Raw genomic sequence first — 12,490 nt, 5'->3', positions numbered from 1 at the left:
CCCGCACACACAAACCATCTGACACGCTCCCCCACAAAACGCGAGACCTGTTTTTCGAGACTCGGAGAATAAAACCCCCAAAACACCGCTTTGGGCCCGAACCACTCCGAGTCTCGAATTCCAGGACTCGCACATTACCCAAACCGCGGCTGGGAAAACTCTCAGAAATTGAATGCGCGCGTTGGCACGCAGCCAACCAAGCCCCAAAGCCTCAATTAGCAGATCCCCGGGAAGCACAACCCGGATCTCGGGCGTAAAACTAGCTGCACAGCTGCTATTTTTCCCTTTCTGCCCCGAAACCCGGGGAACGCTTCCCGGGTTTCACAAGGAACACCCACCAAGAACCACACAAAAACAACTACCCCAGCAATCCATCAAGATCCCAGTGCTGCTCAAGTGTGTCGGCAATGAGGTCGAGTTGGCGGAGTCGTTCGGCGTGGAAGGACATGTCTGGGTCGACGACGAACCCCTCTTTCCCCACGGCGGCCGCGACCCACGTGAGGAAGTCTTTCCGGAACGCGTCGTTTTCGAGCTGTCCGTGCCGGTGGGTCCCTCGAAAAACGCCTTGAGCTGCACCTTCATCGCCGATCCATGGTGCTTCGGTGGTGCGAGTTACTTGTCCGTGGTGGACTTCGTAGGCGCCGCCGTCGTGCCTGATGAGGGTTTTTTCGGGGGCGAAGGTGATGTCGGTGTCAAAAATCCCGAGTCCTTGTTCGGTGCCGATTCCTTCGACGGGGTCGTCGATAAGCGTGCACATCATTTGGTAGCCGCCGCAGATGCCGATGGTGGGCTGGGTGCGAGCGGTGATCGCGTCGGCGATGCCGGTTTCCCGCAGCCACCGCAGGTCAGACAGGGTCGCTTTGGAGCCGGGCAGCACCACGAGGTCGGCGTCGGCGATGAAGTCGGGGTCCACGGACCAGGTGACGCTGACGCCGGGTTCGCAGGCGAGGGCTTCGACATCGGTGGCGTTGGAGATGCGGGGCAGGCGCACGGCCGCAACCCGCAGCCGCTGCTTACCGACGCCCCGAGTCGCGGGCCCAATCGTCGTCCCGGCTGCTGATTGGAGGGAGTCCTCGGCGTCCACCCACAGCCCGTTGATGAAGGGCAGCACCGCGACGGTCGGGATGCCGGTCAATCGCTCGAGCTCGGCGAGTCCTGGGTCCAGGATGGTTTGGTCGCCACGGAACTTGTTGATGATAAATCCCTTGATGCGTTCGCGATCCTTCGGCGCGGAGATGAAGTAAGTGCCGTAGAGGTGCGCGAGGACGCCGCCGCGGTCGATGTCACCGACGAGGTACACGGGAAGATCGGCGGCTTCGGCGAGCCCGAAATTCGCGACATCGGTTTCTCGGAGGTTGATCTCCGCCGGCGATCCGGCGCCTTCACAGACCACGATGTCGAACTGCGATTCCAATTCCGCAAGGCAAGCGGCTGACACTTCCCGCAGGTGCGCGCGATGCTCGACGTAATTCTTCGCACTGACGTTACCGACCGCCAGCCCCTTAACCACCAACTGGGAGGTGCGGTCTGATCCCGGTTTGAGCAGCACTGGATTAAACCGCACATCGGGTTCTAGTCCACAGGCGAGAGCTTGCAGCCCCTGGGCGCGGCCGATCTCACCGCCGTCTGGGCACACCACCGAGTTGTTGGACATGTTTTGTGCTTTGAAGGGCGCCACTTTGAGGCCGCGGCGGGTGAGGGCGCGGCAGAGTCCAGCAACGACGATTGATTTTCCGGCGTCAGAGGTGGTGCCGGCGATGAGGAGGGCTGTCATTTAGATGTCTTCGTCGGGGATGGTGAGGATTTCGTTGCCGTTGTCGGTAATGACGATGGTGTGCTCGAATTGGGCGGTGAACTTGCCGTCGCGGTTTTGGACGGTCCAGTCATCGTCCCAGATGTCGTAGTCGAGGCTGCCGAGGTTGATCATCGGTTCGATGGTGAGGGTCATGCCCGGTTCGAGGATGTCGGTGTAGGCGTCAGAGTCGTAGTGCAGCACGACGAGCCCGTTGTGGAAGGTGGGGCCAACACCATGCCCGGTGAAGTCGCGCACGACGTTGTATCCGAAGCGCTTGGCGTAGGACTCGATGACGCGCCCGATCACGTTGATTTGTCGTCCCGGTTTCGCCGCCTTGATGCCACGCATGGTGGCTTCCTTGGTCCGCTCGACGAGGAGCCGGTGTTCTTCAGCGACATCGCCAGCGAGGAAGGTAGCGTTGGTATCGCCGTGAACGCCGTTTTTGTAAGCCGTGACGTCGATGTTGACGATGTCCCCGTCCTCAATCACCGTGGTGTCGGGAATGCCGTGGCAGATGATCTCATTGAGGGAGATGCAGCAGGATTTGGGGTAGCCCCGGTAGCCGAGGGTAGATGGGTAGGCGCCGTGGTCGCACATGTACTCGTGGGCGACGCTGTCCACATAGTCGGTGGTGACGCCCGGCTTTACTTCCCTACCTGCGACGACGAGGGCGTTGGCTGCGATGCGAGAAGCTTCGCGCATCGCTTCGATCACCTCAGGGGTTTGGATGAGGGGTTCGCCCATGGCTTCCTGGACGCTGTTTTTCCACGCGTACTCCGGCCGTTCGATGTGCTTGGGAACTGTTCGGATGGGGGTTGGAGTGCCGGGAGTAAGTTTCGTGGTTCTAGTCATGCCCCTTATGTTAACGCCGTTTTATTTTTGTCCGTCGATGAGCCGGAAGAAGTGGTCGGTGACCGCGACGGACGTTTCCGACCCGCCGCCACCGACGATGAGGGTGGCGAAGGCGATGTCGTCGCTGCGGTAGCCAGCAAACCAGGCGTGGGAACCGCCGTTGAATTCGGCTTCACCGGTCTTGCCGTGCAGCTCGCCGCCGGTTTGCTGCATGCCACGGGCGGTACCGGAGGTAACCACGGATCGCATCATGCCGCGCAGATTATCGACGACCACAGGGTCCGGAGCCGGGACCTCCTCACTGACCTCGGTGCGGTGACCCGCGATAAGGTATGGCATCGGTGTCTTGCCCGCAGCGGCGGTTGCGGCGACTAACGCCATCCCGAATGGGCTCGCTAGGTCGAGGCCCTGGCCGTACCCTTCGTCGACACGCTGCATGAATTCCTCACCACGGGGCACCGCGCCGGTCATCGTGTCCAGGCCAGGGATGCGATAGTCAACGCCGAGGCCAAAGCTTTTCGCCATGTCTTGCAGCTGGCCAGGTTGGAGTCGGCTGGAGATGTCCGCGAAGGTGGTGTTGCAGGACTGGGCGAAGGCGTCATCGAGTGAGGTGTTGCCACGGGAGAAGCCGTTGTAGTTGGTGACGATGCGAGGCCCGACTTCCATCGTGCCAGGGCATGGCACGGTCGAGCCCGGGTTGATCCCTTCATGAGCCATGCCGGCAGCGGCGGTAATCATCTTGAACGTCGAGCCTGGTGGGTATTGGCCCATCAGGGCAGGGTCGCCGTCCTCATCCGCGAGTTTCGTTTGCGCCACGGCGAGAATCTCGCCACTGGACGGCCGGATAGCCACCAGCATGGTTTTGCGATCCTTGCGCAGGTCAACAGCCTGCTGCGCCGCTTGCTGCAAGTGGTGATCCAGGCTAATGCGCACCGCGGGCGCGAGCTGCGGTTCATGCCGCTCCAGGGAATCGATCGCCGCGCCGTTTTGGTTCACCACCGCCACGTGCCAGCCATTCGCTCCTTCGAGCTCATCGGCAACGATCTTTTCCACCCGCGACATGATCTCCGGGGCGAACGTCGGATCCGAACGGACCATCGCGGCTTCCTCATTCACAATCACACCAGGAATACCGCGCAGCTCATCAGCCACTCGCTTCCCCTCTGGGCCACCAACGACGGCCACCGAATAGGTTCCCTTGAAATCCGCGAGGTTCCGGGCCAACTCGGACTGGTTGATCTGAGGAACTGCTTCATTCGCCGCCCGGGCCTCATTGATGACCGTCGCGACGCGAGCCGCCACACCAGTCAAGTTTCCCGCTTCTGACGTGTTGATCAGCACGCGAGCCACACTGCCCGGCTGCAGCACATCAGCGCCGTCGGCGCTGACCACCCGGGACTTTTTCGCCTCCAAGGCCCGCAGTTCCAGGTGCTGGTTATTGCCGAGTTTCGGGTGGATGACCGTCGGCAAGAAGCGCACCTTCCATTCACCCTTCACCTTCGTGAGCGTGATCTGGGAGCTATAGGCGAAATTGCGCTCGCGAGGCAGCCGCCAATCCATCTGCACATCCGCCGTCGCGAGAGTGTCCTGATTGCTGACCTTCGTCACGGACGCGTCCAAGCCCTCCGCCTGCATGCCGTCAATCGTCTGCCGCAACATCAGCGTCGTCTGATCAGGGTTATCCGTAAGAGACGCCGCCTTTTCGATATCCCCCTCAGCCATAGCCTGCACAAACTCCTGCGCCACCGGATCCGCGATATCCGGCTTCGGCGTGCACGACGCAGCGCACGTGGCAACCAGTGATGCGACGACAACAGCAGATAGGGCTCTCATGAAAACCAAGCCTAACAGCGAGGCCACCCTATCTTGGGGAGGCAGGGCGAGCTCTTTGGGAGGGGCTGCGGTTGGCCCCAAACCCGCCTAGAAGATCCCCCGCTTGCGCGCTTCCACGACGGCGGCGGTCCGGGAGGTGACGCCGAGCTTGGTGAATGCATTGCCGAGGTGCGATTTGATGGTGGCTTCGGTGAGGAAGAGCTCTTTGGCGATGTCTCGGTTCGATTTGCCTTCGCTCACCAGGCGCAGCACTTCCATTTCGCGTGCGGTGAGGTTGACGCTGGGGTTGCGCATGCGGCCCATGAGGCGGGTGGCGACTTTCGTGGAGAGCACCGACTCCCCCGCCGCCGCTTGACGCACGCCTGCTACCAGCACTGATGGGTCGGAGTCTTTGAGTAAGTAACCGACAGCACCCGCGGAGACGGCCCCCACGACATCGGCGTCGGTGGAATAGTTCGTCACCACGAGTACTTGTGGCGCGTTGGGTTGTTCGCGGATCATCCGGGTGGCGCGCACTCCGCCGGATTCGGCGTCTTCGCCCGGCCCATCGCCGAAGCGTAGGTCCATGAGCACGAGGTCGAGGTCGGGGTGGGCTCGTACAAAGGACACGGCTTCTTCTGGGGTGGCGACTTCGCCTACCACCGTGATGTCGTCATCGTCTTCCAGGACTGCTTTGAGCCCGGCGCGGATGACGGGATGGTCGTCGGCAAGCAGCACGCTAATCATGTGACACCTCCATCGGGATCCGCACGCTCACACCCGTGCCCCCGTCCGATTCGATAGTAACCGTCCCACCCAGCTTATCGACGCGCCGCCGCACCCCCGCAAGCCCGTAAGAATTCGGGCCCACCGACGCCGGGTCAAAGCCCACCCCATCATCCACCACGTCCAGGGACACCGCGTCCGAATCAAACGTCAGCGTGACATTCGCACGGGTAGCATGCGCATGGGCAACCACATTAGCCAGCAGCGTTTGAGTAATCCGCACGAGCGCACTTTCCACCGGCTCCGGAAGTTCCGTCGCGGGCCCATCCACATGAAAGCGCACCGCGTTGCCCATCGGAGTGGTAGAACACACCCGGGCTAGCGCCACCGGCAGCGACGACCCGGCCAGCGGCTCGGGCTGCAGGGCCGCGATGATACGACGCGTTTCGCTCAGATTCTGCGCCGCCGTCTGACGCGCCAATTGCAAGGTCTCAACCAGGGCGGAATCACCCAGCTCGACGGCTTTCTTCTCAGCCGAGTGCAACAACAGCTGAATAGAGCTCAGGCCTTGGGCGACCGTGTCATGGATATCCCCGGCCAGCCTGGTGCGCTCGCTCAATTCGCCGGCGGCGCGGGCCATCTCTGTCGCTTGAGCCTTGGTTTCAATCAGTTCAGAGATCGCATCGGCGCGGGCCTGCGACTCTGTGATCAACAGCCGGAACCCCAGTCCCACCGCAAGCGCCACACCAGCACCGATCGCAGGACCGATAATGGAACCGATCCCTGGCCCTGAGTGCCGCAACAACACTAGAATCGTGACCAGGGTCAACACACTCACGTACGCCACACTGCGCCAGCCACCGTAAGCGTGCGTGATGGCGAAGAACAGGGGAAATGCTAGGAAAGCCGCGTCCTCGCTGTAGTAGAGAAAAATCGCAAAGGCCGCCACCGTCACCAACATGAGTGCCGGTGACCACGTCTTGCCCAGCACTCGCGACCACTCCCACCCCGCCAGCGAAAAAGTAAAAATCACTGCCGCTACAATCGCCGCTCCGGTTGCCCCGCGAACCACCGCAAGTATAATCAGCGCAGCGACCAGGACAAACATGAACGCGTGCAACCAACGCCACGCGGAGTGTAGGAGGTGTGTCGTCGCCATGACACTCAAGCTTAATCACAAGGGGTAGGAAAGAAACCTAGACAAAAGTAGCAGACGAATTCCCTCCGTCTCCCCGATGTAGACACATCACCTTCGGAGCCACAATAGGAGCCATGTACCAAGGCTTTAAAGAACTCCGTCGCGCGCCCGGACGCAGCGCACTGATCACCACCACCATCGGTCTGATCGCCGTGCTCGTGAGTTTCCTGTCCGCACTCACCGCAGGGCTGTCTCACCAGTCGATCTCCGCACTGGAATACCTCACCGAGGGCAAGACCATGATCGTCGCCGACAACGGCGCATCCACGCTCTCGGGTTCTCGGGTCCCAGCGACACTCGCGGACGAAGTCGGGGGAACCCCGCTGTATGTCGGCCGGGATCGGGTTGGTGACACCCCGGTCGCCATCATGCCGGATCCAAGCTTGAGTGGTAACGAAGCCAAAGTCAACGGCACCCTGGACGCCCCAGTCGACCTGACCCTGGCCGACAAGGACGTCCACGTTGAAGGCACCCAAGACCTGTGGCTCGACCACGTCCCAGTGGTGCTCGTTTCTCCCGAAAACGCAGCTCAGGGCGAGCCTGCCGCGATCCTGGTAGACCACGAGGTCACCGCACCGGAAGGCACCAAGGTCCTCACCGGCAAGGACATCCTGAAAACCTCCGCAAGCTACACCGGCGAAAACCTGTCCCTCACCACCATGACCACTCTCCTGTTTGCCATCTCGGCCCTCGTGGTTGGCGCGTTCTTCACTGTGTGGACGATCCAGCGTCTCGGCGGCATCGCCATCACCTTGGCGCTCGGCGCGGCCCGCAAAGTCGTCATCTCTGACGCCCTCACCCAGGCTCTGCTCGTGCTGGTCGGTGGCGTGGCAGCCGGCACCCTCCTGACCATTACGGTTGCTAGCTTCGCCCCAGACAGCCTCCCGGTTTCCCTCACGTGGTCCACCACCGCACTGCCCGCCGCGATCCTCATCGCCTGTGGCCTCGCCGGTGCCGCGTTCTCCCTCTTCCCGATCTTCCGCGTTGACCCACGCAGCGCACTCGCCAACGCTTAAAGGAGTCTCCCATGCTTCAGTTTTCCCACGTCAGCCTCGATATTCAAGATGGCAGCACCACCCGGCGCCTCCTCGATGACGTTTCCTTCTCCGCCGCTCCCGGCGAAGTCCTCGGCATCACTGGCCCTTCCGGCTCCGGCAAATCAACGCTGCTTGCCATTGCTGGGCTCTTGCAGCCACCAACCACGGGTGGTGTGTGGCTCGATGACACCTCCCTCACCGTCACCGGTCGTGAAGCCGCCAAGATTCGCCGCGAAAAGATCGGTATTGTGTTCCAGCGTCCTAACTTGGTGTCGTCGTTAAGCGTGCGCGAGCAGCTCCTGCTCATGCCGCACCTCGGTCGCGTCCTTCCACTGCCACGGTCCGTGAAGCGGGCTGCGGCAGAGCGCGCGGAGGAGCTGCTGGACGCGGTGGGCCTCGCTGGGATGGGCGACCGCCGCATCAGTGAGCTGTCCGGCGGGCAGCAGGCGCGCGTCAACCTCGCGCGGGCACTGATGAACAGCCCTGAGCTGCTGCTTATCGACGAACCAACGGCCGCACTCGATTCCCACAGCGCCGATCGTGTCACCGACCTCATCATGGAGCTCGTGCACGAAAATCAGATGCCTGCCCTGTACGTGTCCCACGACCAGGAGCAAATAGCAAAACTCGACCGCACGATCACTGTCGTGGACGGCCGAGTTCAGGTGCCAGCTACTGTGTGATGCTGACTGTAGGAGCGCCGGTGACCGTGGTATCACCCATGGTCTCGGCGATTTTCATTGCCTCGTCAATGAGGGTCTCCACGATCTGAGACTCAGGGACGGTCTTAATCACCTCACCCTTGACAAAGATCTGGCCCTTGCCGTTACCGGAAGCAACGCCAAGATCGGCGTCGCGCGCCTCACCAGGGCCGTTAACAACACAACCCATGACGGCCACGCGCAATGGCACATCCATGCCTTCCAGACCAGCCGTTACTTCTTCAGCCAGCTTGTACACGTCTACCTGGGCGCGGCCACAGGATGGGCAGGACACAATTTCCAGCTTGCGGGGGCGCAGGTTCAGGGACTGTAGGATCTGATCGCCGACCTTGATCTCTTCCTTCGGATCGGCGGACAGGGACACGCGGATGGTATCGCCAATTCCCTCGGCCAGCAGCGCACCAAACGCCACAGCTGACTTGATAGTGCCCTGGAATGCTGGGCCGGCTTCCGTCACGCCGAGGTGCAGCGGGTAATCGCACTGTGCGGCCAGCTGACGGTATGCCTCCACCATCACCACTGGGTCATTGTGCTTCACGGAAATGGCGATGTCGCCAAAGCCGTGCTCTTCAAACAGACCTGCCTCCCACAACGCGGACTCCACCAACGCTTCCGGAGTCGCCTTCCCGTACTTGTCCATGATGCGCTTGTCCAGGGAACCAGCATTCACGCCGATACGGATCGGGATGTTCGCATCTCCTGCAGCCTTGGCCACTTCCTTCACGCGGCCATCGAATTCCTTGATGTTGCCGGGGTTCACACGAACGGCGGCGCAACCAGCCTCGATGGCGGCGAAAATGTACTTTGGTTGGAAGTGGATGTCAGCGATCACCGGGATCGGAGACTTCTTCGCGATGACGGGCAGCGCCTCCGCGTCCACCGTCTTCGGGCACGCCACGCGCACAATGTCACAACCCGTGGCAGTCAACTGCGCGATCTGCTGCAAGGTGGCATTGACGTCATGCGTCTTGGTGGTAGTCATGGACTGCACCGAAATTGGGTAATCGGAACCGACACCGACCTTGCCCACCATCAGCTGCCGGGTCTTACGCCGCGGCGCCAACGTTGGCAGTGGTGCGTCTGGAATTCCGAGGCCGATGGGAGTTGACACGGTGAGTGCTCCTTACACAAAGCGCATGAAAATAGTGGCTACAGTCTAGCACCGGCAGCGCTTAGCCGAAGAGCCTCACCGGGTTGACAATGTCCGCCAGAATCACGATCACACCCAGCACCAGCAACGTTCCCGTCATCACCACGGTCAACGGCATGAGCTTGGTGTAATCCGCAGGGCCTGCTGGCTGCAGCCCGCGCAGGCCACGCACCCAATCCCGCAGCTTCTCCCACAGCACCACCGCGATGTGCCCGCCGTCGAGCGGTGGCAGCGGGATCAGATTGAATAGTGCGAGGAAGAAGTTCAGGCTGGCTAGCATCATCAGGAACGTTGCCCACTGGGCGCGCTCCACCATTTCGCCACCCACGCGGGAGGCACCGACAACGCTCATCGGGCTGGTATCGGCGCGTTCCGCCCCGAAGATCGACGCCAACACGCCTGGCACCTGCGCTGGCAACGACGCGAGCCCCTGCACCGTAGCTCCTAACATGTTTCCGGTGAAGGACACGGTGGCGGGGAGGGCGTCGATAATCCCGTATTGCTTGATCGCGTCCTTCGGCGGCGCGGAGACGATGCCAATGGCGCCCACCGTGACTTTCTGGCCGTCTTGGGTTTCCCGCTCGACGGATGGGACGGCCACGGTTACCGGCGTGACGCTGCCCGCCCGCTCCACATCCAGAACAACGTCCTGGCCAGGCTTTTCGATAATCACCTTGCGCAAATCCATAAACGACTGCGCCGGCACCCCATCGACGGCAAGAATCCGGTCCCCAGCCTTGATTCCGGCAGCGGCCGCCGGCCCCTCGTCCGTGCACCCCGGCGTGACGCAGGTGGTTTCCGCCACGGTAGCGGTGAAATCCGCCTTGGGGTTCGGCAGGCCCGCGCTCACTGCCACCACATAAAGCACCAGCATGCCGACGACTATGTTCATCGCCACGCCCCCCAGCAGCGTCGCCACCCGAGCCCACCACGGCTTGTCTACCATGGCGTACGGCTTTTCCTCAGGTGTAATCTCATCGACCGCCGTCATTCCAGCGATGTCACAGAACCCACCCAGGGGCACGGCCTTGAAACCGTAGGTGGTGTGTCCTCTGGTGAATTGGAACAGCGTGGGGCCAAAGCCGATGAAGAAGCGGCGCACCCGCATGCCACAGGCCCGCGCCACGCTGTAGTGGCCCCACTCGTGCAGCCCAATAGTGATCGCGATTCCCAATGCGAAAAGGGCTACGCCCGCGAAATAGCTCACCGTCCGTATACTCCCCTGCTTAGTTAGCTAGCCGGTCCACAACCTTGTTGGCTCGGCGACGTGCCTCGTCTTCTGTGGCAATAACATCGCCGACGTTAGACGGTACACCAGCGAACTCGCTCGCCCCACTGAGCACCTCAGCCACCGTGTCCACGATGTGCGGGAACATGATCCGACGCTGCAGGAACGCGGCTGCGGCCTCCTCGTTTGCGGCGTTGTACACCGCCGGGAACGTGCCGCCCTGAGCCACCGCCTCGCGCGCCAGTTGCACCGCTGGGAATGCGACATCGTCCACTGGCTCAAACGTCCAGGTGTGCGCCTGAGTGAAGTCCAAGGCAGGCTGCGCTTTCTTCACCCGTCGAGGCCAATCCAGCGCCATGGAGATCGGCAGCTTCATCGACGGCGGCGACGCCTGCGCGATCGTAGCGCCATCGTGGAAAGTGACCATCGAGTGGATTATCGACTGCGGGTGCACAGAGACGTCGATAAGCTCCGGGTCCACGCCGAATAGCAGGCTCGCTTCGATAAGCTCCAATCCCTTATTGATCAGTGTGGCGGAATTAAGCGTGTTCATCTGCCCCATCGACCACGTCGGGTGCTGCGCCGCCTGCTCCGGAGTCACGTCCCACATCTGCTCTCGGGTCCACCCGCGGAACGGGCCGCCGCTCGCCGTCAGTACAAAACGCGAGACTTCCCCACGATCACCAGCCATCAAGCACTGCGCCATCGCAGAATGCTCCGAATCAACGGGCACCAACTGCCCCGGCTTCGCCTTTTCCAACACAATGTGCCCACCAGCCACCAAGGACTCTTTATTAGCGAGCGCCAGCGTCGCCCCCTGCTCTAGCGCACTCAGCGTCGACCGCAACCCCATCGACCCGACCAGCGCGTTGAGGACGGTATCGCAGGGGACGGCGTCGACAAGCTCGTACGCCTGCTCAACGACGGCACCACCCAGCGCCTCACCGACCTCCCGCGCAGCAGCAGGCTTAGCGACGCACACCTGCCCCGGCCCCAAACCCCACGCTGTCGCTTGCTGAATGACCAACTTCGGGTCGGAGCCGCCCGCAGCGATGCCGACAACCTCGAATTTATCGCGGTTATCGGCAATCACCTCCAGCGCCTGAGTGCCAATCGAACCAGTGCTACCAAGAATCAGAACACGCTTTTTCACGCCCCCATTGTGGCACCCGGAAACGTGACATTCTCGCAGGACTCACCACTTTTGGGTGTAACTTCCTTCTCGCAGGTGGGGTCGGTGTCGAGAAAGAACGCCCCGCCAACTACAATGTGCAAAGATACTTAAGAAACAGTTTGCTTACATGAAGGAGCTAAGAACGTGGCTGGTTCTCACACGATTGAGCCTGAGGTTCACAACGGCGTGTCTACCCTCGACGAGCCATCCGCAGCATGGGGCTGGCACGACATCGGACGTGGCCCAACCCAGATCGCTGGCTGGATCTCCGTCGCATTCCTCCTCGGCATGAACTTCGGTAACCACCGCGGCCACGTGGAAACCATCTGGCTCTGCGCCATCGCAGCCCTCATCGCCATCGGCCTGCTCATCCAGCTGTTCCAGCCAAAGCTCTCCCAGGTTCGCACCGTCACCGCCCACAACAAGGCAGAAGGCCACGTCGAACCACACTGGACCTACGAGCAGCAGACCCTCCAGGGCTCCCACGCAAACCTCACCGACGCGCAGCTGCGCGCCCTCAACGTCGATCCTTCCACCGTAAAAGGTGAACTGAACTAACAGGATTACTACAAAAACCCTGCTCCCTACTTGGCGAGCAGGGTTTTTGGTTTTGTTTCCTTGGTTTCCTGATTCAGGGCAGAATGCGAGACCTGTTTTTCGAGACCTGTTTTTCGAGACTCGGTGAATAAAACCCCCAAAACAGGGACTGCGGACTTTTTGTTGGAGGGTCTGCGTGGCTGAGCCCGGCGTGTGTTGCCGGGAGGAAGCTGCTTGTTATGCCTGTCAGTAGGACTGT

Annotated in this window: 12 protein-coding genes; 3 read left to right on the top strand and 9 right to left on the bottom strand. The window is 61.5% G+C overall.

The annotated features are described in order from the left end of the window. Positions 1-358 precede the first annotated feature (358 nt). From ACZ6ZO_RS12550 to ACZ6ZO_RS12530, 5 genes are all read right to left on the bottom strand, one after another. Positions 359-1,774, bottom strand: coding sequence for a cobyric acid synthase (locus tag ACZ6ZO_RS12550; protein WP_465293026.1), 1,416 nt, complete (start codon positions 1,772-1,774; stop codon positions 359-361). Beyond that, positions 1,775-2,647: a type I methionyl aminopeptidase gene (map, locus tag ACZ6ZO_RS12545; RefSeq protein ID WP_465293024.1), complete on the bottom strand. Its 873-nt coding sequence runs from the start codon at positions 2,645-2,647 to the stop codon at positions 1,775-1,777. Positions 2,648-2,668: 21 nt separating this feature from the next. Then, the gene (locus ACZ6ZO_RS12540) at positions 2,669-4,480 is read right to left on the bottom strand and encodes a penicillin-binding transpeptidase domain-containing protein (protein WP_208767307.1); all 1,812 of its coding nucleotides are present in this window, start codon (positions 4,478-4,480) and stop codon (positions 2,669-2,671) included. Between the two features lie 87 nt (positions 4,481-4,567). After that, positions 4,568-5,206, bottom strand: a complete 639-nt coding sequence (locus ACZ6ZO_RS12535) for a response regulator (protein WP_208767306.1) — start codon at positions 5,204-5,206, stop codon at positions 4,568-4,570. Further along, a complete protein-coding gene (locus ACZ6ZO_RS12530) occupies positions 5,199-6,344 on the bottom strand; it encodes a sensor histidine kinase (RefSeq protein ID WP_465293021.1) in 1,146 nt (381 codons plus the stop codon). The genes ACZ6ZO_RS12535 and ACZ6ZO_RS12530 overlap by 8 nt, the downstream gene beginning before the upstream one ends. A gap of 113 nt (positions 6,345-6,457) precedes the next feature. Here ACZ6ZO_RS12530 and ACZ6ZO_RS12525 point away from each other — a divergent pair, with 113 nt between their 5' ends. Both ACZ6ZO_RS12525 and ACZ6ZO_RS12520 read left to right on the top strand, forming a co-directional pair. Further along, a complete protein-coding gene (locus ACZ6ZO_RS12525) occupies positions 6,458-7,399 on the top strand; it encodes an ABC transporter permease family protein (protein ID WP_182386361.1) in 942 nt (313 codons plus the stop codon). Between the two features lie 11 nt (positions 7,400-7,410). Continuing rightward, a complete protein-coding gene (locus tag ACZ6ZO_RS12520) occupies positions 7,411-8,103 on the top strand; it encodes an ABC transporter ATP-binding protein (RefSeq protein WP_182386362.1) in 693 nt (230 codons plus the stop codon). On the opposite strand, the gene ispG is transcribed toward ACZ6ZO_RS12520, so the two are convergent. The 3 genes from ispG to dxr form a co-directional block, all read right to left on the bottom strand. Further along, positions 8,093-9,253, bottom strand: a complete 1,161-nt coding sequence (gene ispG, locus ACZ6ZO_RS12515) for a flavodoxin-dependent (E)-4-hydroxy-3-methylbut-2-enyl-diphosphate synthase (protein ID WP_465293018.1) — start codon at positions 9,251-9,253, stop codon at positions 8,093-8,095. The genes ACZ6ZO_RS12520 and ispG overlap by 11 nt on opposite strands. A 61-nt stretch (positions 9,254-9,314) precedes the next feature. Continuing rightward, positions 9,315-10,499, bottom strand: coding sequence for a M50 family metallopeptidase (locus ACZ6ZO_RS12510; protein WP_465293016.1), 1,185 nt, complete (start codon positions 10,497-10,499; stop codon positions 9,315-9,317). Between the two features lie 19 nt (positions 10,500-10,518). Further along, positions 10,519-11,673: a 1-deoxy-D-xylulose-5-phosphate reductoisomerase gene (gene dxr, locus ACZ6ZO_RS12505; RefSeq protein ID WP_465293014.1), complete on the bottom strand. Its 1,155-nt coding sequence runs from the start codon at positions 11,671-11,673 to the stop codon at positions 10,519-10,521. A 165-nt stretch (positions 11,674-11,838) separates the two neighbouring features. Between dxr and ACZ6ZO_RS12500 the strand changes: the two genes are divergently transcribed. After that, on the top strand, positions 11,839-12,252 hold the full coding sequence (locus ACZ6ZO_RS12500; protein WP_182386366.1) for a DUF2631 domain-containing protein: 414 nt from the start codon (positions 11,839-11,841) through the stop codon (positions 12,250-12,252). A 26-nt stretch (positions 12,253-12,278) separates the two neighbouring features. On the opposite strand, the gene ACZ6ZO_RS12495 is transcribed toward ACZ6ZO_RS12500, so the two are convergent. Further along, positions 12,279-12,490: hypothetical protein (locus tag ACZ6ZO_RS12495; RefSeq protein WP_465293011.1), on the bottom strand; the 212-nt coding region annotated here is incomplete at its 5' end.

The sequence above is a fragment of the Corynebacterium sp. NPDC104732 genome (assembly GCF_055583565.1).
This window is presented reverse-complemented; position numbering and strand designations above follow the sequence as displayed.

What these genes read in the sequence shown, in the direction of transcription:
- ACZ6ZO_RS12520 (WP_182386362.1), top strand. Translation starts at nt 7,411, where the DNA reads ATGCTTCAGTTTTCCCACGTCAGCCTCGATATTCAAGATGGCAGCACC.
- ACZ6ZO_RS12530 (WP_465293021.1), bottom strand. Translation starts at nt 6,344, where the DNA reads ATGGCGACGACACACCTCCTACACTCCGCGTGGCGTTGGTTGCACGCG.
- ACZ6ZO_RS12540 (WP_208767307.1), bottom strand. Translation starts at nt 4,480, where the DNA reads ATGAGAGCCCTATCTGCTGTTGTCGTCGCATCACTGGTTGCCACGTGC.
- map (WP_465293024.1), bottom strand. Translation starts at nt 2,647, where the DNA reads ATGACTAGAACCACGAAACTTACTCCCGGCACTCCAACCCCCATCCGA.
- ACZ6ZO_RS12535 (WP_208767306.1), bottom strand. Translation starts at nt 5,206, where the DNA reads ATGATTAGCGTGCTGCTTGCCGACGACCATCCCGTCATCCGCGCCGGG.
- ACZ6ZO_RS12525 (WP_182386361.1), top strand. Translation starts at nt 6,458, where the DNA reads ATGTACCAAGGCTTTAAAGAACTCCGTCGCGCGCCCGGACGCAGCGCA.
- ACZ6ZO_RS12550 (WP_465293026.1), bottom strand. Translation starts at nt 1,774, where the DNA reads ATGACAGCCCTCCTCATCGCCGGCACCACCTCTGACGCCGGAAAATCA.